Here is a 24,156-nt window from a genome sequence, read left to right on the forward strand (position 1 = left end):
CTGGGGTAGCTGGATTCGAACCAACGCATGAGGGAGTCAAAGTCCCTTGCCTTACCGCTTGGCTATACCCCATTGATAAAATGGAGAGAGAGGGATTCGAACCCCCGAACCCGAAGGAGCGGATTTACAGTCCGCCGCGTTTAGCCTCTTCGCTATCTCTCCTACAATCAACATGGACTATTATATCATGAAAATTTCAAAAAAACAAGACTTATTTTGCTAAATTATAATTTTCAATCAAAATTTCTACAGCTTTTTCCAATTTTTTATAAAAACTATCGACATTCCCATTCTTTATGATGGCAAATTGTCCGTCTAATTCGGCAATTTCTCCGATAACTTTTTTACCAATAGTCAAGGTATAGCCTTCAAAACTGTCTTTTCCTACATTAACTTTGGCATCTGCTACTTGAATTTCGATTTTTTTATCTTTCTTACTCATTTCATACCTCTCTTCACTTTTTCTATTTTACAAGAAAATCCTAAAACTAGCAAGAAAAAAACTCTATATCAGGCTTGTCTGACATAGAGTTTTCTGCTTTATTTAATGTGTTTTTCTAGTTCTTTTTGGTATTTGCTATTGGATTCCAATTTTTCTTTTTGCCATTTTTTAAGAGCTTCGTCATATTCTTTTGTTGTAACAATATCTTTTTGCAATTTCATTCCTTTAAAGATATATGGATCCCCCTTAATACCAACTTGTGAGTATGGTTTTGAGAATGGTACTACGTTACTTACAACTGGAGAACCACCAGATGAAGCTGTTGGCATCAATAATGAACTATCTGTCAACCAAGCTTGAGCTTTGGCATATTTTTCATATCTCTTCTCTAAGTCAGTGGTCTCAGAAACAGCATCTTCTAACAACTTCTTATATTGATCCAAACCAAGTTTAGCGACAACATCCTTATCTTTTCCTTTCGTAATACCAAGGTGTTTCATGGCAGAACCAGATTTTGGATCCATAATATTCAAGTAAGACGCTGGATCTTGATAGCTTGGAGCCCATCCTGTACTGTTCAAATCATAGTCTTTTTGAGAAGGAACACGCGCTTGTGATGTAATCGTTTCTTTTTCATTATCTGTCATTTGAAGTACATCGATGATAACATTTTCAGCACCAAGAGTTGATTCAATAGACTGTTTGAAAGAGTTGCTTTGTTGCACGGCGATAGTATCTGTTTGTTCAACCGGGACATCCAAGTGAATTGGGAAGGTTACCCCTTTAGATTCCAAGTCTTTCTTAGCTTTTTCGAACGCAGCTTTAGCCTTGTCAGGGTTGTAGATAGAATCCTTACCGTCAACTAGCTCAACGCCTTTCCATTGGTCACCATAGTTCACCAACTCTGCTTGAGCAATTTGACCAAAGTTCTTACCACCTGCTTGTACGAAGTTATCTGGAACAAGGCTGTTACGAATAATCTTGTCCGCACCATCTTCACCGTTTAGCTGGGCAGCATACGAATGACGGTTGAAGGCAAAGTTAATAGCCTGACGGAAGTCCTTATTAAGCATAGCTTCTTTTGTAGAAGTCTTTTGCTCCTCACTTGTTTTCGCAGTTTTATTGTATGACTGACGATTTACGTTAAAAGTAAAGTAATAACTACTTGAGTCCTGTGGGCTATAAGTGATTTTATCTCCGTATTGTTCCAAAGTTGAAGCAAAGTTTGAGCTGCTTGGGAAGAGACGGGCTGTCGTATAAGCACCAGAGGAGAAGCTACGGATCAAAGACTCCTGATCTGAACCATCGTAGTAGGTCAATTTAATCTTCTCAATTTTAACATTTTCTTTATCCCAGTAATTTGGATTTTTTTCATATTCAATCAACGATTTAGAAGTCAATGTTTTTAAGAAATAAGGACCATTGTAGAGAATACCTGCTGGGCTAACCTCTCCGTAATTCTTTCCTGATGCCTTTAAAAACTCTTCATTTACAGGCAACATCGTCGCTGTAGTCACTTTTGAATTCCAGAAACTTTCTGGCGCATTCAATGTATACTCAACTGTGTAGTCATCCAAAGCTTTAACACCAACTGTAGAGAAATCATTGGTTTCACCAGTCATATAGGCGTCCAAGCCTTTGATTGAATTTTGGATGAGAGAGACACCGTCTGACTTACCGTCAGCAACGTGTTTCAATCCTGTTACAAAGTCATGGGCTGTTACTTCTGCGTATTCTTCACCTTCAGAAGTGTACCATTTCACTCCTTTACGAAGTTTATAGGTATAAGTCAGACCATCTTTTGACACGGACCAATCTTCAGCCAAAGAAGGAATAACATTACCATATTTATCATTTTCCATCAAACCATCAACGACATTCCCGATAATATCTGTTGTGGATGTACGCGTTGCTATGCTGTAGTCCAAGGATGCTGGATCCACTGCATAGACATAAGAAAATGTTGTCGGAGCATCTGCTTCTTTATCAGCTTTTCCACAGGCTGCTAAAAGAGCTGTTGTGCTCAGGACCACTCCTGCTGTTAAGAGCCACTTTTTCGATTTCATAAAAATCTCCTTTAATATATTTTTAATCTACTTTTACAATCCAACCTTCTGGCGCTGGAATATCACCAAACTGAATTCCTGTCAGTTCATCATAGAGTTTACGAGTCACAGGTCCTACTTCTGTTTCACTATAGAAAACATGGAAATCATCACCGTGTTGAATACCTCCAATTGGAGAAATAACCGCTGCTGTACCACAGGCACCTGCCTCTACAAAACGGTCAAGGTTATCAATTGGAACATCTCCTTCAATAGGAGTTAAGCCCAAGCGATGTTCTGCCAAATAAAGTAAGGAATACTTGGTAATAGATGGCAAGATAGATGGACTCAATGGCGTTACAAATTCATTATCAGCTGTAATTCCAAAGAAGTTAGCTGATCCAACTTCTTCAATCTTTGTATGTGTTGATGGATCTAGGTAAATAACATCTGAGAAATGACGTGACTTGGCCAATTTCCCTGGCAAGAGGCTGGCAGCATAGTTCCCACCAACCTTAGCCGCACCTGTACCATTTGGAGCCGCACGATCGTATTCATCCTGAATCAAGAAGTTGGTTGGAACCAAGCCACCCTTAAAGTAATTTCCAACTGGCATAGCAAAGATAGTAAAAATATACTCCTCTGCTGGTTTTACCCCGATAATATCTCCGACACCAATCAAAAGAGGGCGAAGATAGAGGGTTCCACCTGTTCCGTATGGTGGTACGTATTCTTCATTCGCACGGACAACTGCTTTACAAGCTTCTACAAACATGTCTGTCGGAACTTGTGGCATCAAGAGACGGTCACATGTACGTTGCAGACGTTTGGCATTTTCATCAGGACGGAACAGTTGAACACTGCCATCCTTAGTACGATAAGCTTTCAAACCTTCAAATGCTTGTTGTCCATAGTGGAGACTTGGAGAAGACTCTGAAATATGCAAAGTTGCATCCTCTGTAAGCTCTCCTTGATTCCATTGTCCATTTTTAAAATGAGCAATATAGCGATAAGGTAATTTCATATAGGAGAAACCAAGGTTTTCCCAATCAATCGTTACTGTCATATTCCACTCCTTATTCTAAAAACCTATTTCTTATATTCTACACTATTTTTCTAAAATAGCAAGTATATTTTGTAATTTTCAGAAAATTTCTTCAATAAAAAGAACCAGCTCTTAGAACTGATTCTTCATTTCACTTATTTAGCTTCAGTAAATACTTCTTTAAGATAAGCGTCAAAAACTTCTTCATCAGAAATCGTGTCAGAGATGAAGCTACCGTTACTTGTGCGTTCTGACAGACTCAAGTCTTGCAATCGGCTTTCATAGATTGTTCCTTTATTGGATTGAACAAGTAGAATTTGGTCGTTCACGTCCACTTCTGTACTAAATAGGTCACCAACGAAGCCTTGTTCTGCAACTGCTCCTGCCAAGAAGACACGGTGCGGTTTGTTTTTCAACTCACGCAAGACTTGTAAACCACGTTTGGCACGGCTGGTTGCTGGAATTTCGTCAATAGAAACACGTTTCAAACTTCCACGCTGAGTCAAGAGGTAGAAGGACGAGGTATTACAGATAAAGGTCGATTGGAGGACATCATCTTCTTTCAAGTTCATAGCCTTGACCCCTGCCGCCTTGGCACCGACAACTGGAACCTCTTCGATGTTGAAACGAAGGGCATAACCATTTTGGCTAATCAAGACAACATCATCTAGTTTAATCGGAGCCACTGCTACAATCTGGTCTGTATCGTCTTTGAGCTTAGCATACTTAACTGACTTAGACTTGTAGGTCCGCCACGGAGTGAATTCTTTTCGTTCTACACGCTTGATTTGACCGAGACGAGTCGCTGCAAAATAAGTTGTCGCATCATCAAACTGATCCACTACTTCAACATAAAGGATTTCTTCGTTAGTTTCAAAGTTTGTAATGGTCTGGCTCAGATGCTCGCCGATGTCCTTCCAACGAATATCTGCCAATTCATGGATTGGTCGATAAATGACATTTCCAAGGGTCGTGAACATCAAAAGATGCTGGGTGGTCTTGGCAGATTGAACAAAGATTAAACGGTCATCATCACGTTTGCCAATTTCTTCCAGAGTGGAAGCTGCAAAGGAACGTGGGCTGGTACGCTTGATATAACCTGCCTTGGTCACGCTGACGTAGGTATCTTCCTCGGCGATCAGACTAGCTGTATCAATCTCGATTGCTTTCGCAGTGTCTTCTAAAGTACTCAAACGTGGAGTCGCAAATTTCTTCTTGACCTCACGAAGTTCTTTCTTCATGAGATTGTACATGGTCCGTTCATCACCGATAATCGCCGCAAGCATAGCAATCTTTTCACGAAGTTCTGCTTCTTCTTCCTGCAAGACAACTACGTCTGTATTGGTCAAACGGTACAGTTGCAAGGTTACGATAGCCTCAGCCTGCTCTTCTGTAAAGTCATAGCTGACCTCAAGGTTTTCCTTGGCGTCCGCCTTATTCTCAGAAGCGCGGATAAGGGCAATGACTTCGTCCAAAATCGAAATCACGCGAATCAAACCTTCTACGATATGGAGACGTTTCTCTGCCTTTTCCTTGTCAAAGCGTGAACGCGCCAAAATCACTTCACGACGATGTGCGATGTAGCTAGACAAAATTGGAACGATCCCAACCTGACGAGGCGTGAAATTGTCAATCGCCACCATGTTAAAATTGTAGTTAATTTGCAGGTCAGTGTATTTGAAGAGATAGTTAAGAACGAGCTCGGTGTTAGCATCTTTCTTGAGTTCGATAGCAATGCGAAGACCATCACGGTCAGACTCATCACGAACCTCAGCAATACCTGCCACCTTGTTATTGACACGGACATCATCGATTTTCTTGACTAGATTGGCTTTATTGATTTCATAAGGAATCTCAGTGATAACGATTTGTTCCTTACCACCTTTTAGCTTTTCAATTTCAGTCTTAGAACGAACGACCACACGCCCTTTCCCAGTTTCATAGGCCTTCTTGATTTCATCACGACCTTGGATGATAGCTCCTGTAGGAAAGTCTGGTCCAGGCAAGAATTCCATCAACTTGTCAACCTTGGCTGTTGGGTGGTCAATCATGTAAATCGCCGCATCGATAACCTCAGCCAAATTATGAGGTGGAATGTCAGTGGCATAACCAGCCGAAATCCCAGTAGAACCATTGACCAAAAGGTTTGGAAAGGCTGCTGGCAAGACAGTTGGTTCTTTCTCGGTATCGTCAAAGTTCCATGCAAAAGGGACTGTCTTTTTCTCGATATCTTGAAGAAGATAACCAGCAATCTCAGACAAACGAGCCTCGGTATAACGCATGGCCGCAGGTGGATCTCCGTCCATAGAACCATTATTACCGTGCATTTCGACCAAAATCTCACGATTTTTCCAGTCCTGTGACATACGGACCATGGCATCATAGATAGAATAATCTCCGTGTGGGTGAAAATTCCCCATGATATTCCCGACAGACTTGGCCGACTTGCGGTAACTCTTGTCAAAAGTATTGCCATCCTTATTCATCGAATAAAGAATACGACGCTGAACCGGCTTCAAGCCATCACGAATATCTGGCAAAGCCCGATCTTGAATAATATACTTGGAGTAGCGACCAAAGCGCTCTCCCATGATGTCCTCCAGGGACATATTTTGAATGTTACTCATATAGGATACAGAGCCCGTAAAATACCAAGTGAAAATAGAAAATTCTTGAAGTAAGCAAGCTCACAAGAGAATTTATCTTTTTCACACAGTATCTAGGGCGTGTTCAACTCCTTTCAAAGAATATAGAGTAGGTTTTTACAGAAAAGGTGTTCAGTTAAGATATAAAGGGACGATTTGGCTTGCCAAAAATGTCTGTAGAAAAATAGAAAATCGATGTAGGGCTCGATGAAGTCAAGACGATTTGACTTTTTTCCGAATAAAATTAGTCCCGTGTTCAGTTACTACAAATAACCAAACGACCCTTTCTGTAGTTTAATGTGTTTAAAATGCGTTGCTTCAGTTAATAAGAAATTTCACATAGCATTCAGGGCACGTTTAACTCCTTTCGAAGAATGTAGAGTAAATACTATGAAAAAAGAAAAAATATAGAGTAAGTCACTTCCATCCAATTCCTGTATCGTCGTTTCCACTTGAAAAGTCTACTCCACAAATCCTCGTTTATACTTGATATGGCTGGCGATATTACTATCTACATCTTTCTTATCCCAAAGTTGGAGTTCCCATGGGTAATAAAAATTACTTTTATTTTTAAAATAGATATGAATACCGACATAGCCATCTTTATCACGTAAATACCAGTTTTTTAGTCCGTAAATCTCTTGCCAATCATCTAATTTATCCATGACTTGAGCTATCTCTTTGGAACTTAAAATCATACGAGCACCAAAAACATCATTAAGAATTGAATTAACTGGATAGCCCTCTTGACGCTCTGAAAAACGTGTAATTTTATCTAAAATAGACTCAGAAGTTTTGACACGATAAACATAGGCAATATCTTGGACATCCGCTTTCATCAGATAGTCATTAATTGACTCATGTAAATTCAGACGGTAGGCCAAAATCGCTTTCGTCGGAACTTTTGAAAAGGTATGCTTGAGATTGATTTTTTCCACCTTACCCGTTTCAAAATAATCTTTAGAATATTCTCGATGAATACGATTAATCTCTGTAATAAGGCGTTCCACTTTTTCAATCATGAGTCTTCTCCTCTCGCTTTTTCATTTTTCTAGTTATTCCCAAACTTCTTCACTCTTTCCTCAGCATACTCAATCATCTTCTCAGCCACTTCTTTATCGTAGTCAAAGCCCAGCTTTTGAGCAAGTCTTTGAGCTTCTCTATGGAAAAGTTGCATCGTAGCAAACAAAGACTGAGTGATTTTATCTATACTTGAAAAATCAAGCAAATCTGAGAATTCCTTTTCTTTCTCAGTGGGTAAATAGCTAAAAAGATACTTATAATTCTTACCAACGTCTACTGTTCCCTTATCTGCCGCCACTTGCCAAGCTAAAAGCTTGAGCAATTCTTGCTGACAAATACCGTAGAGATGGTCGGCCGCGTAGATGACTTGTTTGCGACAAATCCCTTTAACCACGTAAGATGATACCCACCAAAATTCATTGCAGGCTTTTTCAAAATCTGTCTCAGTAGCTGGATATATCCAGAAACGCTTTGGACTGGGAGAATAGGACTCAAACAATCCCTTCTCATCTTCTAAAACAGTGAATCCTGCTTCACTGTCCACCCATTCTTGAATGTGTTCTTTAGGACAAAGAGTCAAATCGATACGATTGCCATCTTCAAAGAGCATGAGATAAAGGCGACGATTACCAAGACTAACTTCTTGCTCGATAATGCGTTTCCCAAACTGCTCCAACCAAGAAAGGTCACTCGTCAGATTATCTAAATCATCCACAATATAGACCACGTCATAGTCTTGAAATTCATCTTTTAGGGCCTTTGGGTCTGTCCGTGAACCAGACATAGCGACAGCTTTGACTTGTAAAGTTTTGGCAGTCTGTAAAATCAGATCTAGCATTTCTGTTTCAGCTCTCATGTTGATACCCATTCATTAAAAAGTGACTTAAAACACTGTCGCTTCTTCCAGCGTAAACTTGACATTATCTTCAATCCACTTACGGCGTGGTTCAACCTTGTCTCCCATAAGGACATTGACACGACGTTCGGCGCGAGCTAGGTCTTCAATGGTGACACGGATAAGGGTACGGGTTTCTGGATTCATGGTTGTTTCCCAGAGCTGGTCGGCATTCATCTCACCAAGACCTTTGTAGCGTTGGAGGGTAGCGCCTTTACCGAACTGCTTACGGAGTTCTTCTAGCTCTCCGTCCGTCCAAGCGTAGGCCACTTCTTCTTTCTTGCCTTTACCTTTTGACATCTTGTAAAGAGGCGGAAGGGCGATATAAACATGTCCTGTCTCAACTAGCGGACGCATGTAACGGTAGAAAAATGTCAAGAGCAAGGTCTGGATATGGGCACCATCTGTGTCCGCATCGGTCATGATAATGATCTTATCATAGTTGGCATCTTCAATGGAGAAGTCTGCCCCAACACCCGCACCTATAGTATAAATCATAGTGTTGATTTCCTCATTTTTGAGGATATCCGCCATCTTGGCCTTGGCTGTATTGATAACCTTACCACGAAGAGGTAGAATAGCCTGGAACTTGCGATCACGGCCTTGTTTGGCAGAGCCACCGGCAGAATCCCCCTCTACTAGATAGAGTTCATTCTTAGCTGGATTCTTAGACTGGGCTGGCGTTAATTTACCAGAAAGTAAGCCCTTGTCTTTCTTATTCTTTTTGCCATTTCGGCTTTCATCACGCGCCTTGCGAGCCGCCTCGCGAGCATCACGAGCCTTGATAGCCTTGCGGATGAGATTAGAAGCCAATTCCCCATTTTCCATAAGGAAGAAGGTCAACTTATCCGCCACAATGCCATCCACAACTGGGCGAGCTAGTGGACTTCCTAGTTTGTCCTTGGTCTGTCCTTCAAACTGGAGGTGTTCTTCAGGAACCAGAATAGAAAGAACGGCTGCTAGTCCCTCACGATAGTCTGACCCTTCAAGGTTTTTATCTTTTTCCTTGAGAAGCCCCGTCTTACGCGCATAGTCATTCATGACCTTGGTAATGGCAGACTTAAGTCCAGTCTCGTGCGTTCCACCGTCCTTGGTGCGAACGTTATTGACAAAGGACAAAATATTATCTGAAAATCCGTCATTATACTGAAGAGCTACTTCCACTTGGAAACCATTATCTTCCCCTTCAAAGTAAAGAACTGGCGTTAAGGTCTCCTTGTCTTCGTTGAGATAAGAAACAAAGTCTTGTACCCCATTCTCATAATGGAATTCGATTGCTTCATCTGTTCGCTTATCTGTCAAAGACAAGGTCACATTTTTCAAGAGAAAGGCTGATTCATTGAGACGTTCTGAAATGGTATTGTACTTGAAGTCTGTCGTAGAAAAGATAGTCGCATCCGGCATGAAGGTAACCTTGGTACCTGTTTTAGACTTGGGTGCTGTACCAATTTTCTTCAAGGTCGTGACAGGTTTTCCACCATTTTCAAAACGTTGCTTGTAAACTGCGCCATCACGAGTAATTTCAACTTCTAACCAGCTAGAAAGGGCATTAACAACGGAAGAACCCACCCCGTGAAGTCCACCTGATGTCTTATAACCACCTTGACCAAATTTTCCTCCGGCATGAAGGATGGTAAAGATAACCTCAACAGTTGGAATTCCCATAGCGTGCATACCCGTCGGCATCCCACGACCATGGTCTTGAACCGTTAAACTCCCATCTTTATTGATGGTCACATCAATACGATCGCCAAACCCAGACAGGGCTTCATCGACCGCATTATCGACGATTTCCCAGACTAGGTGGTGGAGACCAGCACCATCAGTCGATCCGATATACATCCCCGGACGTTTTCGAACCGCATCCAACCCTTCTAGCACCTGAATGGCATCATCATTATAATTGTTAATATTGATTTCCTTTTTTGACACAAGGAACCTCCTATTCGTTCATCTTTACTATTCTACAGGTTTTCTAAGGATTTTGCAAAATTTTTCTTTCTCCGGTGTGACAATTTCAGAAGAGATTCTCTGCCTTTCTTCTCCATTTCATGATATAATAGGAGTATGATTACAATAGTTTTATTAATCCTAGCTTATCTGCTGGGTTCGATTCCGTCTGGTCTCTGGATTGGACAAGTATTCTTTCAAATCAATCTGCGCGAGCATGGTTCTGGTAACACTGGAACAACCAATACCTTCCGCATTTTAGGTAAGAAAGCGGGTATGGCGACCTTTGTCATTGACTTTTTCAAAGGAACTCTAGCAACGCTTCTTCCAATTATTTTTCATCTACAAGGTGTTTCGCCTCTCATCTTTGGACTTTTGGCTGTTATTGGCCATACCTTCCCTATCTTTGCAGGATTTAAGGGTGGTAAGGCTGTCGCAACCAGTGCTGGTGTGATTTTCGGATTTGCGCCTGTCTTCTGTCTCTACCTTGCGGTTGTTTTCTTTGGGACCCTCTATCTAGGCAGTATGATTTCACTTTCCAGTGTCACAGCATCTATCGCAGCCGTCATCGGAGTTCTACTCTTTCCACTTTTTGGTTTTATTTTGAGTAACTATGACCCTCTCTTCATCGCCATTATCCTAGCTCTTGCTAGTTTGATTATCATTCGTCATAAGGATAATATCACACGTATCCAGAATAAGACTGAAAATCTTGTCCCTTGGGGATTGAACTTGACTCATCAAAATCCTAAAAAATAAAACGCCAGTTTGAACAGAACTGACGTTTTTTGTATGCTTATTTTGATTTGATATAATTGATACCATCTGCCTTGGGGGCAACTGCTTTTCCAAAGAAGGCTGCCAAGACAAGAATTGTCAAAACATAAGGTGCGATTTGAAGGTAAACCGCAGGCACACCTTGTAGGAACGGCAATTGAGAACCGATAACGGCCAAACTTTGTGAAAGTCCAAAGAAGAGACTAGATAGCATGGCTCCAATTGGATTCCATTTTCCGAAGATCATCGCAGCAAGAGCGATAAATCCAGGTCCAACAATAGTTGTCACTGAGAAGTTAACTGAGATTGATTGAGCATAAATCGCTCCGCCAATTCCACCTAGGAAACCTGAAATGATAACTCCTAAATATCTCATTTTGTAGACGTTGATTCCCAACGTGTCCGCTGCTTGAGGATGTTCACCAACAGAGCGGAGACGAAGACCAAAGCGAGTCTTGAAGAGGATAAACCAAGCAAGGAATGAGAAGGCAATCGCGATATAACCTAGCAAACTTGTTGATTTGAAGAAGATGTCACCAATCACTGGGATATTTGCCAAGACTGGGAAGTCAAAGCGTCCAAAAGTCTGACTTAGGTTGTCGGTTTGACCTTTATTATAAAGTACTTTCACTAAGAAAACAGCCAAGGCTGGCGCCATCAAGTTCAATACCGTACCGCTGACAACATGGTCTGCACGGAAATGAACCGTTGCTGCTGCGTGGATGATAGAGAAGACACCACCAACCAATCCTGCAACTAGCAAAGATAGCCATGGAGTTGCTGCTCCAAATTGTTCTGCAAATTCAAGGTTAAAGACAACTCCAGAAAAGGCACCCATAACCATAATTCCTTCAAGGCCGACGTTTACGACACCACCACGTTCAGAGAAAACACCACCGATACTTGTAAAGATGAGGGGTGCTGAGTAAATCAGCATAGAAGACACCAAGAGGGTGAGCAAGGTTGTAATAGACATCTTTACTTACCTCCTTTAACTTGTTTTTTCGGTTTGACAAAGCGTTCGATAAGATAATGAACACTGACAAAGAAGATAATAGACGCTGTTACAATGCTGACAAGCTCAGACGGTACCTGCGCCGCATTCATACCAGGAGCTCCAACTTGGAGAACACCAAATAGGAAGGCTGCAAAGAGAATACCAATTGGTGAATTTGCCGCAAGCAGACTAACCGCCATCCCGTTAAACCCGACAGCCAATGACGCCCCTTGAACATAGACGTTCTGGAAGGTTCCAAGTCCTTCAACGGCTCCACCAAGACCAGCTAAGGCACCTGAGATAATCATTGAGAGGATAATTGTTCGTTTGGCAGAAATACCAGCATATTCTGAAGCATGTGGATTAAGACCAACTGCACGGATTTCAAAACCAAGAGTCGTTTTCTTGAGCATAAACCAAATAACTGCAACGGCAATGATGGCAAAGAAAATACCAATATTCATCCGCGAATTACCAGTCAACTCAGCTAACCAAGGTGTCTGGTAGGTTGCATTAGCCCCAACACGAATCGTCGAATCTGTACTTTGCATGAAGTCTTTAGGAAAGGCATGGATAAAGGCATTTCCTACATACAAGACAATGTAGTTCATCATGATGGTTACGATAACCTCTGACGTCCCTAGATAAGCTCTAAGAATACCCGGAATGGCACCGACAATCCCACCGGCAATCAAGGCAATCACAATAGTTGCTAGAATCATCAAGGGACGTGGCATATCTGGATGCGACAAGGCAAACCAACCACTGAGAATCCAACCTGCTAAAGCCTGACCAGGAAGTCCGACGTTAAAGAAACCAGCACGACTGGCAACGGCAAAACCAAGACCAATCAAGACCAAAGGTCCCATAGCACGGAAGATTTCCCCAATCCCGCGTAGACTACCAAAGGCTGTATAGAACAATTCTTCATAGCCCCAAATAGCATCATAACCGAAGATCCACATGACAATGGCTCCGAGCAAAATTCCTAGGAAGACAGAAATCAAGGGAACCGAAATTTGTTGTAATTTTTTAGACATCACTCTTCTCCTTTCCCAAGTTTCCACCAGCCATCAAGACACCAAGTTCTTGTTTATTGGTTGTTTCTGGTGATACAATACCTTGAATCTTACCATCGTGAATAACGGCAATACGGTCTGAGACGTTTAAAATCTCATCTAGTTCAAAGCTGACAACAAGGACAGCCTTTCCATTATCACGCTCTTCAATCAAGCGTTTGTGGATATATTCAATGGCACCGACATCCAAACCACGAGTTGGTTGGCTGACGATAAGGAGATCAGGATCTCGATCAATTTCACGAGCAATAATTGCTTTTTGTTGATTTCCTCCTGAGAGTGCAGCTGCAGGCACAAATTCGCTGGCAGCACGAACATCAAATTCTTCCATTAGCTTTTTAGCATACGAAGTAATATTTGAATAGTTCAAAATTCCATTTTTACTATGTGGTTCTTTGTAGTAGGTTTGAAGGGCAATATTTTCAGAAATCATCATTTCCAAAATCAAACCATCACGGTGACGGTCTTCTGGAACGTGCCCAACACTCAACTCTGTAATCTGACGTGGGTGCAAGCCTACAATTGAATCTCCTTTTAGCTCAATGCTACCAGATTCAACCTTGCGAAGACCTGTAATGGCTTGAATCAGTTCAGACTGACCATTTCCATCAATCCCCGCAATACCAACAATCTCTCCAGCACGAACATCCAAGGACAGATTTTTGACAGCTGGGACTCCACGGTTTTCATTGACCACCAAATCTTTGATTGACAAGACCACTTCTTTTGGTTGAGAGGCTTGTTTCTCTGTTTTAAAGGAAACAGAACGTCCTACCATCATTTCAGCCAAATCAGCATTGGTAGCCCCTGCAATTTCGACGGTTTCAATTGATTTCCCACGACGGATAACTGTAACGCGGTCAGAAACTGCACGAATCTCATCCAACTTGTGGGTAATCAAGATAATTGATTTTCCTTCTTTGACAAGATTTTTCATAATAGCCATTAACTCCTCAATTTCTGATGGAGTCAAAACAGCCGTTGGTTCGTCAAAGATAAGAATATCAGCCCCCCGATAAAGGGTTTTTAAAATTTCTACACGTTGTTGGGCCCCAACTGAGATATCTGCCACCTTGGCAGAAGGGTCCACAGCTAAGCCATAACGTTCAGAAAGAGCCTTGATTTCTTTACTAGCTCCAGCGATATCTAGCACACCATTTTTAGTCAATTCACTTCCTAAAATAATGTTTTCAGCCACCGTGAAAGCCTCTACCAACATAAAGTGCTGGTGAACCATTCCGATTCCCAAGCCAGCTGCTTTAGATGGCGAGTCGAGGTTAACAACTTGACCGTTGACCGCGATTTCACCACTAGTTGGTTCAAGAAGGCCTGCTAACATGTTCATGAGCGTGGACTTACCAGCCCCATTTTCTCCTAAAAGTGCATGAATTTCACCTTTTCGTAGGTGCAGGTTGATTTTGTCGTTGGCAACAAATTCACCAAACACCTTGGTAATATCACGCATCTCAATGACATTTTCGTGTGCCATGTGCTCTTCCTTTCAGAGTCTTATTTTATTTCAATAAAACTTGCTAGTTTGTCTAGTAGCAAGCTTTACTGAGACAAAATGACTTTGTCTCAACTCTTAAAAAGCGGCCGAGGGCCGCTTCCTAAGAAATGACTTTCATCCATTATTTTTCAGGAACTTTTACGCTTCCATCAAGGATTTTAGCTTTAGCGTCTTCAACAGCTTTTTTACCTTCTTCAGAAAGGTTAGTTGTTACCAAGTCAACCCCTTTATCTTTCAATGAGTAGACAATGATTTGACCACCAGGGAATTCACCTTTTTCTGCCTTGTTAGCAATATCTTTTACAGTTGTACCAACTTGTTTCAATGTAGATACAAGAACAAAGTTTGATTCTTTGCCATCTTTAGAAGTGTATTTACCTTCTGCTTCTTGGTCACGGTCAACACCGATAACCCAAACTTTTTCATTTTCAGGACGGCTTTCGTTGAGTGATTTTGCTTCTGCAAAGACACCAGCACCTGTACCACCAGCTGCTTGGTAAACAACGTCTGCACCAGCTGCGTATTGTGCTGCTGCAATTGTTTTACCTTTAGCAGCATCACCAAATGAACCAGCATAGTCAACTTGTACTTTGATAGATGGGTCTACTGACTCAACACCAGCTTTAAATCCAGCTGCAAAACGTGAGATAACTTCAGATTCGATACCACCTACAAAACCAACTTGTTTTGTTTTAGTTGTTTTAGCTGCTGCAACACCTGCAAGGTAAGCAGCTTCGTTATCAGCAAATGTTACGCTAGCAACATTCTTTTTATCTTTAATCACATCATCAATCAAGACATAGTTCAAATCAGTGTGCTCTTCTGCTGCATCTTTAACTGCATTGTGAAGGGCAAAACCAACTCCGAAGATTAGGTTGTAACTTCCAGCCGCTTGTTGCAAGTTGTTAGCGTAGTCAGCTTCACTTGTTGATTGGAAGTAAGTGAAACCGTTATCTTTTGAAAGATTGTGTTCTTTACCCCAAGCCTGCAAACCTTCCCAAGCTGATTGGTTGAATGATTTATCATCAACACCACCAGTATCAGTGACGATTGCTGCTTTTGTCTTCACATCAGAAGATGAATCTGCCTTACGAGAAGAGCGGTTACCACATGCAGCAAGTCCAACTGCTGCCACTGCTACTAGGCCAAGACCTAGCCATTGTTTCTTGTTCATTACTGAACCTCCTAAATAAGATGTGCAACGATGTTGCAAGTATGGATTGGTTGGCCACAAGGACCGTGCCACTCAAAGAGCGACTCAGACTAATTTAAGTCTGTAAAAGAATATGGAAGTAATTCCCCGACCGTCATCTCGACCGTCGATTTATCTTTTGCGACTAAGGTCACTTTTAGATCTTGTTCAAAAAATTCGACCATTACTTGGCGACAAGCACCACATGGTGAGATTGGTTTTTCAGTTTGACCATAAACAATCAGCTCTGAAAATTCTCTTTGCCCTTCAGAAACTGCTTTAAAAATCGCTGTACGCTCTCCGCAGTTTGTCAAAGGATAGCTAGCATTTTCGATATTCACTCCCGTGTAAACACTGCCGTCTTTGGCTACTAAAACTGCTCCGATAGGAAAGTGAGAATAAGGGACATAGGCTTTCTTGCTGGTTTCAATTGCCAGTTCAATCAACTCAGTAGTCGCCATCTGCCAATTCTCCTTTTAGAATTGCTACTCCAGCTGACGTTCCGATACGGGTCGCACCTGCTTCGACAAAGGCAAGAGCATCCTCATAAGAACGAGCTCCACCAGCAGCCTTGACACCCATATCAGGCCCAACTGTTTCACGCATCAATTGAACATCTGCTATCGTAGCGCCACCAGTTGAAAAGCCAGTAGATGTTTTAACAAAATCAGCTCCTGCTTTTTGGGCTAATTGACAAGCCACAACTTTTTCTTGATCTGTCAGAAGGCAAGCTTCAATAATGACTTTCACTAACTTGTCACCACTTGCTTCTACAACAGCACGGATGTCCGATTCAACCAAGGCTAAATTACCTGATTTGAGAGCCCCAACATTGATCACCATATCAATCTCATCTGCACCATTTTGGATAGCTTCTTTTGTCTCAAAAGCTTTCACAGTTGAAGTTGTTGCCCCCAAAGGGAAACCTACTACTGTGCAGACCTTGACATCTGTGCCTTCAAGCCCTTTTTTGGCATGTTCAACCCAGGTCGGATTAACGCAAACACTGGCAAAATCATACTCTCTAGCTTCAGACAACAAACAATCAATTTGATTTTCTGTCGCATCTTGCTTTAAAAGCGTATGATCGATATATTTATTTAATTTCATGTTCGGATTCTCCTGCAGTTTATGAGATAATTTCTATAATTTCTCGTAAACTTTGCACCCTATCATTTATTTTAACATATTTTTGAAAATCTGTAACTAGCTGAGGAGAAATTTTTCCATTTGTGTATACTTTTGCAACAATTTCTCCCTTTTGAACGGAATCTCCAACTTTCTTTTCAAAAACAATTCCTGTCTCATAGTCCAAGGCATCAGACTTGACTGCACGACCAGCTCCCAGTCTCATGGCATAAAGCCCAAATTCCATAGCTGGAAGAGCTGAAATGACACCCGTTTCCTGAGCAGGGATTTCCACCACATGGGCAACATTGACTGGGCGATAGAGGTCTTCCAAGTCTCCACCTTGGGCTTGGACCATCTCCTCAAACTTAGCCAGTGCTTGACCATTTTCAAGATGTTGGCGAACTTCTTCAACTGTTTTATTTACATTTGCCAAACCAAGCATAATTTGAGCTAGTTCACAGATGAAGTGGGTAATATCCTGACGGCCTTGACCTTGTAAAATCTCCAATGCTTCAAGGATTTCCAAACGATTTCCAATAGCACGCCCTAAAGGCTGGCTCATATCGGTAATCACTGCTACCGTCTTTCGACCAACTGCCTTACCAAGTTCCACCATGGTTTGAGCCAATTCACGCGCCTCATCAACCGTCTTCATGAAGGCACCCTCACCGACAGTCACGTCTAGCAAAATAGCATCCGCCCCTGCCGCAATTTTCTTGCTCATCACCGAACTTGCAATCAAAGGAATCGTGTCGACAGTTGCGGTCACATCACGAAGGGCGTAGAGAAGCTTATCCGCTTTGACCAGCTGGTCTGATTGCCCAATGACAGATACACCAATATCCTGAACCTGACGAATAAAATCCTCTTGACTGCGTTCCACTTGATAGCCCTTAATGGACTCCAATTTATCAATTGTTCCACCAGTATGGCCGAGACCACGACCACTCATTTTTGCCACAGGCACACCAAAGCTAGCAACAAGAGGAGCCAAAATCAAGGTCACCTTATCACCAACACCACCCGTAGAATGCTTGTCAACTTTCACACCATCAATGACAGACAGGTCAAACTCTTGCCCAGTCTTAACCATATTCATCGTTAAATCAGAAATTTCACGAGTCGTCATTCCTTTGAAATAGACAGCCATAGCAAAGGCAGACATCTGATAATCAGGAACCGTTCCTGACACATAGCCTTCAACTAACCATTCAATTTCACTCGAAGTCAGTTCTTGACCGTCTCGTTTTTTTTGGATTAAATCAACTGCTCTCATTCTTTCACACTTCTAAGGATATAGTATCCCTTGTCTTTTTTAAGGATTTCACAATTTCCAAACACATCTTCCATCTTAGACTTAGCACTTGGAGCCCCTTGTTTCTTCTGGATGACGATTGTCAAATCACCACCAATTTCCAAGAAATCTTTACTTTTCTCAATGATTTCATGAACCACTTGCTTTCCTGCACGGATAGGAGGATTAGAAATGACGTGGTCAAAATTCCCTTCAACTTGTTCATAGATGTTGGACTGGAAAATCGTCGCTTCTACTTTATTTCGTTCAGCATTTTGTCGCGCCAAATCCAAGGCACGATTATTGATATCAACCATGGTCGCCTGAACTCCGTAAACCTTGACCAAGGACAATCCTAATGGACCGTAACCACAGCCTACATCTAGGACTGTCTCTCCTTGGTTGACCTCAAGACACTTGAGCAAGAGTTGACTTCCAAAATCAACCATCTTTTTGCTAAAAACACCTGCATCCGTCAAAAAGGTCATTTTTTCTCCCAACAATTCTACTCTCAACTCATGAATATCGTGAGCAGCGTCAGGATTTTCTGCATAATACATTTTACTCATGAAACTATTTTACCATAATTTGACTTAAATTGTAAATCGTTTACATATCCAGAATGAGACAAAAAGATTGAAGGAAGTTGCTTTACAATAGCTCCCCTTCAATCTCTTTCAACTTTTATAAGCAAATTGTATTTCATCTAGGACTACAGTTATCATTGCCACGATAAAACACATAACACAAAGTTTATTGTCTATCATCAGACGCATTGTCAGCGCTATTTCTTTACTTTTAAATATTTCACTATCAATAGGATTCCCAACAAAATGTTTAAATAAAAACCCAACTGATAAGTTTGTGTCAAGATTTCTGAACTTGTCCAAAGTCGTAGCAAATCTTCTATCGACATGCGGAAGAAATAACCCTCTGTCGCAATCCACAAAATCAAAAATAGATAACTTCCAGCAGCAAGTCGTTTCGTCCACCGTTTTTTGAGTAGCCAAGCAATCAAGAGCGAACAGATAAAGACAGTTGTTATAATGGCATGCTCCATCAAAAAAGTAAAACCGTAATAGATTTCCACAAAGCGTCTACCATTATCCGCATTGACTCCTTTTATAAAAGGTAAGGCAAAACTTAAAATAAAACAGAGTTCCAATAGGTAAGGTTTCAAGATTTTCATAGTACACCTCCTATAAGTTATAAACCCCAAAGCCCCCTTTATAGCTGATAAGTCAGCTATAAAGCAGCTCCTACTTCATCAATAAATTGTTCATCCTCTATCTACTTATATTATATACTATTGACTTACCACATTCAAGAAACCGCTTTATTTTTTTAGCTTTTTATGGTATGATAGACAAAATATCTAGGGGAAAACAAATGACCAACGAATTTTTACATTTTGAAAAAATCAGCCGCCAGACTTGGCAATCTTTACATCGAAAGACAACACCTCCTTTGACAGAAGAAGAATTGGAATCTATCAAGAGTTTTAATGACCAAATCAGTCTTCAAGACGTTACAGATATCTATCTCCCCTTGGCTCATCTGATTCAGATTTACAAGCGAACTAAGGAAGATTTAGCCTTTTCAAAAGGAATTTTCCTCCAACGTGAAAGTAAATCTCAGCCTTTTATTATTGGGGTTTCTGGGAGTGTTGCCGTTGGAAAATCCACAACCAGTCGCCTACTTCAAATCCTGCTTTCTAGAACTGTAACTGATGCTAGTGTTGAGTTGGTTACAACTGATGGCTTTCTCTATCCCAACCAGACCTTGATTGAGCAGGGGATTTTAAATCGTAAAGGATTTCCTGAAAGCTATGATATGGAAGCTCTTCTCAACTTCTTGGACCGCATCAAAAATGGACAAGATGTAGATATTCCTGTCTATTCTCATGAAGTCTACGACATCGTACCCGAGGAAAAGCAAAGCGTCAAAGCTGCTGATTTTGTGATTGTTGAAGGAATCAATGTCTTTCAAAATCCACAAAACGAGCGTCTCTACATTACTGACTTCTTTGACTTTTCCATCTATGTTGATGCTGCAGTCGATGACATCGAGAGTTGGTATCTGGACCGTTTCTTGAAAATGCTGAGCCTAGCCCAAAATGACCCTAATAGCTACTATTATCGTTTTACACAAATGCCGATTGGGGAAGTGGAGTCCTTTGCCCATCAGGTCTGGACCAGTATCAATCTCACAAATCTACAAAATTATATTGAACCAACCAGAAATCGTGCGGAAGTGATTCTACATAAAAGTAAGAACCATGAAATCGATGAAATTTACTTAAAAAAGTAATTTTCCCTTGTCAAAACGTAAGTTTTCAGATATAATGGTATAGTTAGTAAATATGGAGGTAAGAACATTGGCAAACATTAAATCAGCTATCAAACGCGCTGAATTGAACGTTAAACAAAACGAAAAGAACTCAGCTCAAAAATCAGCTATGCGTACTGCTATCAAAGCTTTCGAAGCAAACCCATCTGAAGAACTTTTCCGTGCTGCTAGCTCAGCTATCGATAAAGCAGAAACTAAAGGTTTGATTCACAAAAACAAAGCAAGCCGCGATAAAGCTCGTCTTTCAGCTAAACTTGCTAAATAAGAAACAGTCCATAGAGGCTGTTTTTTTGTCTCCAAATAGGAAAGGGTAGAAAATGAAAATCGCAATTATCGGATATTCTGGTGCTGGTAAGTCAACGCTAGCTGAAAAGTTATCTCTCTACTACTCCATCCCAAAACTTCACATGGACACACTCCAATTTCAACCTGGTTGGCAAGACAGTGACCGTGATTGGATGTTAACCGAGATGAAAAATTTTCTCACCAAGCATGAAGCTTGGGTCATCGATGGTAATTATTCTTGGTGTTTCTATGAGGAAAGAATGCAGGAATCTGACCAAATCATCTTTCTCAATTTTTCACCATTTACCTGTCTCTTTCGGGCCTTTAAGCGTTATCTTAAATACCGAGGAAAAGTCAGAGAAAGTATGGCTAAGGGATGCCCCGAGCAATTCAACTGGGAATTTATTCGTTGGATTCTCTGGGATGGGCGGACTAAAGCTCAAAAAGAGAATTACCAAAAACTTTGCCAAGAATACTCACATAAAGTCACTATTCTTCGAAATCAGAAAGAACTAGATCAATTTCTGGATAAGAAAAGGAAGTCCTCCAATTCATAAAGAAGGGCTTCCTTTTTTGGCTATAATTATTCTGCAATCAAGGTTGCCAAACCAACCTTCATCATATCGGTGAAGGTATTTTGGCGTTCTTCTGCAGTTGTGTCTTCGTCTGGATTAACCAAACTATCAGAGATGGTCATGATAGCAAGAGCATCAACATGGTGCTGAGCCGCCAAATAGTAAAGAGCTGCCGCTTCCATTTCCACAGCCTTAACTCCCCATTTACCAAGCTCGATATTCTTTTCAAAGTAGTTTGAGTAAAAGACATCAGATGACAAAACGTTCCCAACGTGGGTTGTCATACCAAGTTCTTTGGCGATATGGTAGGCCTTGTCCAGCAAGTCAAAGCTAGCGATTTGTGGGAAATCATACTGTGGCCAGTCATTACGGACGATGTTTGAATTAGTTGCAGCTGCTTGCGCCAAAACCAATTCACGAACGTGTACATCTTCATTCAAAGAACCCGCAGTTCCAACACGAATCAATTTCTTCACACCGTAGTCAACAATCAACTCACTCGCATAAATCGAAATAGAGGGCATACCCATCCCAGTTCCCATGACAGATACACGGTGACCCTTGTAAGTACCAGTATAACCCAACATGTTACGTACTTCGTTAAAACAAACAGCATCTTCAAGGAAATTCTCCGCAATAAACTTAGCACGAAGAGGATCCCCAGGAAGAAGAATTTTATCAGCAATTTTACCCTGCTGAGCAGCAATATGGATAGACATAGTTAAGATATAAAGGGCGACAGAGAACAAAGTAAAAATAGGAAACTGACGACGCATCGCAGATGCTAGACAGTTTATCTTTTTTACACAGTTCTCCGCCCGTATTCAGTTCAATGAATACAGTTAACCCATCCTTTCTTTATTCTAAAATTTATAATCAGAAAGATACCAAACCCGTCAAAAAGCAAAGGGAAAATAGGAGTTGGGTTCAGTGAGCGATGCTCGTTAGACCAACTATCTTTTTCCCACTGCTTTTAGGGTGGGTTCAATTCCTTTCTTTCTTAATTTTGATGACAAATAGGAGAATAGCACGGGTTCAATTCAAAACCAAACTACCCTCTCTAAGTTTTTAGAAAAGTTCTCCGCTCGTGTTCAAATCAGAACATCTCGCTCTACCTTTCTTTTTTTATATTTCATAGCTAGGAAAAATCGGATTCAATCATGACTCCGATAAGCCTACTTCTTTTTTATTTCAAACAGTTATTGATAAATTGACAATAGTTTTTAATCTTTTAAGATAAATCTTTGATTAGAAGAAACGATCGTTCTCTATCTTATTACTCTATTCTTTATTCTTTGACTTCTGACACAGTATGTTAGCCCAAGAAAAACGGTCTAATATTTTTGCAAATTCATAGGCTAAAACAGCTGTTACTAAGAGATACGGAAGAGAATCTAAAGCTAGCCCAGTGAACCCTATTACTAATCCAGTTGCAGACCAGGGAGCCCTCAAGGTCACAGACAAAAAGCAAACCGATCCCAAAAGCAAAATGCTTGGCTGGTTATCCCCACCTAGAATCATTCCAAAGAGAGCAGCTCCAGCCATCCCCAAGGCAAAAGATGGCGTAAGAGTACCACCATAGGTCCCTGCCCACAGAGTAATAAGAACGACCAGTGCTTTTAGGATAAACAAGAGGAATACTGTTTTACCATTGCTAGCATTCAATACTTCCTGAGCCATCATACGTCCATTTCCAAGTAGATGTGGAAAATAACTTGCCAACCCAGCAAGAAAAAGAAAAGCTGTAGGCAATGTGAGAAGTACTCGTTTATCTTTTATCCTGTTTGAAGACACTTCTTTACTTAAGCAACCAAAAAACCAAGCTAGTGGGGTTAAGAAAAGAAGTAGCAAGGGAATAATCCACATTTCCTTTAATGACCATGCGATGGCTGGAATCTGGTAGAGAGCCTGATCTGAAATAACCAAGCCTGCTGTATAGGTTGAGACATAGGTAGTCAAACCGACTAAGACAACTCGTTTAATAGATAGAGCAATTCCTAGAGTTTCAAAAACAAAGAAGACACTTGTTAATGGAACCTGATAGACAGCTGCTAAACCAGCACCAGCACCACAAGCAAGGAGAAAAATTTGATCCTTCTTAGAGAGAGAGAACATATTTTTCCAATTGGTCCTGCAAATAGAGTCCCAATCTCTCGTGGCGCAGCTTCTTTACCAATAGGTGCTCCCCCTACAACTGCAATAATCTGCCAAATTGAATGAAATAGCTGTTTTAAAAAATGAAGTTTGTATTGTGAAGTCTCATCCTTCATCTGCGCTTTAATGGAAAAAATCTGTGATTTTTTTTGCAAGAAATACCAGACCAAGGATGAGCTGGCACCCACGATTATTAAACTTAATCCTATCCGCGACGAGGAAACTCCATCTGTCAAGAATACAGTTTGATGCTCTGATTGACCAAAAGCTATCTCCTCTATTATCTTTAAAAGATAATGTAGAAAAATACCAGATAAAACTGAAACTATTCCTTGCAAAATGACTGCTAGGAATAATTTAAGATTATAAGGGATTTTCTGAAAAATACTCCTCAATTCTTTTAACATAGTAATAATTCAGCAAAAATGGCTTTAAGTACGCCTTTAAAATCACCTTTAACACACTCAGTTACTTCTATAGCCTTTTCACGGTTAATCTCTTCTTTGAAACCAGTAGTATAGTTAGTAATACATAAAATTCCTAGAAGTCTCAAACCTGATAGGCTACAACAATAACTTCAGGAGCAGTTGACATTCCGACCACATCTTTTCCAAGCATCTTATAGGTACAAATTTCTACTCATGTTCAAATTAGAACACGCGCTCTACCTTTCTGTTTATACTCTTCGAAAATCTCTTCAAACCACGTCAACGTCGCCTTGCCGTATATATGTTACTGACTTCGTCAGTTATATCTACAACCTCAAAG

Annotated in this window: 21 protein-coding genes, 2 tRNA genes and 2 pseudogenes; 4 read left to right on the plus strand and 21 right to left on the minus strand. The window is 40.9% G+C overall.

Features of this window, described 5'->3' with window-relative positions; genetic code table 11:
• The 9 genes from AC6I9F_RS06570 to parE form a co-directional block, all read right to left on the minus strand.
• Positions 1-72: transfer RNA gene (locus tag AC6I9F_RS06570), tRNA-Gln, on the minus strand.
• 9 nt (positions 73-81) lie between these two features.
• Positions 82-162, minus strand: a tRNA-Tyr gene (locus AC6I9F_RS06575).
• 49 nt (positions 163-211) lie between these two features.
• A complete protein-coding gene (locus AC6I9F_RS06580; protein ID WP_000037113.1) occupies positions 212-442 on the minus strand; it encodes a DUF2969 domain-containing protein in 231 nt (76 codons plus the stop codon).
• Between the two features lie 98 nt (positions 443-540).
• The gene (locus AC6I9F_RS06585) at positions 541-2,508 is read right to left on the minus strand and encodes a peptide ABC transporter substrate-binding protein (RefSeq protein WP_498021230.1); all 1,968 of its coding nucleotides are present in this window, start codon (positions 2,506-2,508) and stop codon (positions 541-543) included.
• Between the two features lie 22 nt (positions 2,509-2,530).
• Complete coding sequence (locus AC6I9F_RS06590; RefSeq protein ID WP_218757600.1) at positions 2,531-3,553, minus strand: branched-chain amino acid aminotransferase; 1,023 nt, start codon at positions 3,551-3,553, stop codon at positions 2,531-2,533.
• Positions 3,554-3,687: 134 nt separating this feature from the next.
• Complete coding sequence (gene parC / locus AC6I9F_RS06595) at positions 3,688-6,159, minus strand: DNA topoisomerase IV subunit A (protein WP_498021232.1); 2,472 nt, start codon at positions 6,157-6,159, stop codon at positions 3,688-3,690.
• A gap of 479 nt (positions 6,160-6,638) precedes the next feature.
• Positions 6,639-7,199, minus strand: coding sequence for a RelA/SpoT-related domain-containing protein (locus AC6I9F_RS06600; RefSeq protein ID WP_050242447.1), 561 nt, complete (start codon positions 7,197-7,199; stop codon positions 6,639-6,641).
• A gap of 29 nt (positions 7,200-7,228) precedes the next feature.
• Positions 7,229-8,056, minus strand: coding sequence for an aminoglycoside 6-adenylyltransferase (locus AC6I9F_RS06605; protein ID WP_498021234.1), 828 nt, complete (start codon positions 8,054-8,056; stop codon positions 7,229-7,231).
• A 27-nt stretch (positions 8,057-8,083) separates the two neighbouring features.
• Positions 8,084-10,027, minus strand: a complete 1,944-nt coding sequence (gene parE / locus AC6I9F_RS06610) for a DNA topoisomerase IV subunit B (protein WP_176139801.1) — start codon at positions 10,025-10,027, stop codon at positions 8,084-8,086.
• 135 nt (positions 10,028-10,162) lie between these two features.
• Between parE and plsY the strand changes: the two genes are divergently transcribed.
• A complete protein-coding gene (gene plsY / locus AC6I9F_RS06615) occupies positions 10,163-10,804 on the plus strand; it encodes a glycerol-3-phosphate 1-O-acyltransferase PlsY (RefSeq protein WP_498021237.1) in 642 nt (213 codons plus the stop codon).
• A gap of 37 nt (positions 10,805-10,841) precedes the next feature.
• Here the strand turns inward: plsY and AC6I9F_RS06620 are convergent, their stop codons facing one another.
• The 9 genes from AC6I9F_RS06620 to AC6I9F_RS06660 all read right to left on the minus strand — a co-directional run bounded on the left by AC6I9F_RS06620 (position 10,842) and on the right by AC6I9F_RS06660 (position 19,214).
• On the minus strand, positions 10,842-11,798 hold the full coding sequence (locus tag AC6I9F_RS06620) for an ABC transporter permease (protein WP_498021239.1): 957 nt from the start codon (positions 11,796-11,798) through the stop codon (positions 10,842-10,844).
• Between the two features lie 2 nt (positions 11,799-11,800).
• Positions 11,801-12,859, minus strand: coding sequence for an ABC transporter permease (locus AC6I9F_RS06625; protein WP_023942990.1), 1,059 nt, complete (start codon positions 12,857-12,859; stop codon positions 11,801-11,803).
• Positions 12,852-14,387 carry an ABC transporter ATP-binding protein gene (locus AC6I9F_RS06630; protein WP_000929812.1) on the minus strand — a complete coding sequence of 512 codons (1,536 nt, stop codon included), beginning with the start codon at positions 14,385-14,387 and terminating at the stop codon, positions 12,852-12,854. The genes AC6I9F_RS06625 and AC6I9F_RS06630 overlap by 8 nt, the downstream gene beginning before the upstream one ends.
• A 142-nt stretch (positions 14,388-14,529) precedes the next feature.
• Complete coding sequence (locus AC6I9F_RS06635; protein ID WP_498021241.1) at positions 14,530-15,582, minus strand: BMP family lipoprotein; 1,053 nt, start codon at positions 15,580-15,582, stop codon at positions 14,530-14,532.
• An 89-nt stretch (positions 15,583-15,671) separates the two neighbouring features.
• Positions 15,672-16,061 (minus strand): cytidine deaminase, encoded by a 390-nt coding sequence (locus AC6I9F_RS06640; protein WP_000246098.1) that lies wholly within the window; start codon positions 16,059-16,061, stop codon positions 15,672-15,674.
• Positions 16,048-16,710 carry a deoxyribose-phosphate aldolase gene (gene deoC / locus AC6I9F_RS06645; RefSeq protein WP_054392738.1) on the minus strand — a complete coding sequence of 221 codons (663 nt, stop codon included), beginning with the start codon at positions 16,708-16,710 and terminating at the stop codon, positions 16,048-16,050. The genes AC6I9F_RS06640 and deoC overlap by 14 nt, the downstream gene beginning before the upstream one ends.
• A 19-nt stretch (positions 16,711-16,729) precedes the next feature.
• On the minus strand, positions 16,730-18,007 hold the full coding sequence (locus tag AC6I9F_RS06650; protein WP_498021242.1) for a pyrimidine-nucleoside phosphorylase: 1,278 nt from the start codon (positions 18,005-18,007) through the stop codon (positions 16,730-16,732).
• Positions 18,004-18,594 carry a class I SAM-dependent methyltransferase gene (locus tag AC6I9F_RS06655; RefSeq protein WP_319946291.1) on the minus strand — a complete coding sequence of 197 codons (591 nt, stop codon included), beginning with the start codon at positions 18,592-18,594 and terminating at the stop codon, positions 18,004-18,006. The genes AC6I9F_RS06650 and AC6I9F_RS06655 overlap by 4 nt, the downstream gene beginning before the upstream one ends.
• A gap of 215 nt (positions 18,595-18,809) precedes the next feature.
• Entirely contained in the window at positions 18,810-19,214 is a 405-nt protein-coding gene (locus tag AC6I9F_RS06660; protein WP_173217585.1) for a hypothetical protein, read from the minus strand.
• Positions 19,215-19,414: 200 nt separating this feature from the next.
• On the opposite strand from AC6I9F_RS06660, the gene coaA reads away from it, so the two are divergent.
• From coaA to AC6I9F_RS06675, 3 genes are all read left to right on the plus strand, one after another.
• On the plus strand, positions 19,415-20,335 hold the full coding sequence (gene coaA / locus AC6I9F_RS06665; protein WP_173217587.1) for a type I pantothenate kinase: 921 nt from the start codon (positions 19,415-19,417) through the stop codon (positions 20,333-20,335).
• Between the two features lie 67 nt (positions 20,336-20,402).
• The gene (gene rpsT / locus AC6I9F_RS06670) at positions 20,403-20,639 is read left to right on the plus strand and encodes a 30S ribosomal protein S20 (protein WP_001274000.1); all 237 of its coding nucleotides are present in this window, start codon (positions 20,403-20,405) and stop codon (positions 20,637-20,639) included.
• A gap of 52 nt (positions 20,640-20,691) precedes the next feature.
• The gene (locus AC6I9F_RS06675) at positions 20,692-21,216 is read left to right on the plus strand and encodes a DNA topology modulation protein (protein ID WP_173217589.1); all 525 of its coding nucleotides are present in this window, start codon (positions 20,692-20,694) and stop codon (positions 21,214-21,216) included.
• 26 nt (positions 21,217-21,242) lie between these two features.
• Here the strand turns inward: AC6I9F_RS06675 and deoD are convergent, their stop codons facing one another.
• The 3 genes and pseudogenes from deoD to AC6I9F_RS06690 all read right to left on the minus strand — a co-directional run.
• Positions 21,243-21,953, minus strand: coding sequence for a purine-nucleoside phosphorylase (gene deoD, locus AC6I9F_RS06680; RefSeq protein WP_173217591.1), 711 nt, complete (start codon positions 21,951-21,953; stop codon positions 21,243-21,245).
• A 562-nt stretch (positions 21,954-22,515) separates the two neighbouring features.
• Positions 22,516-23,795: pseudogene (locus AC6I9F_RS06685) on the minus strand (chloride channel protein).
• Positions 23,789-24,024 (minus strand): annotated as a pseudogene (locus AC6I9F_RS06690) (phosphorylase family protein); the annotation flags it as partial. The pseudogenes AC6I9F_RS06690 and AC6I9F_RS06685, both read right to left, overlap by 7 nt.
• Between the last annotated feature and the right edge of the window lie 132 nt (positions 24,025-24,156).

The organism is Streptococcus nakanonensis (genome assembly GCF_059738785.1).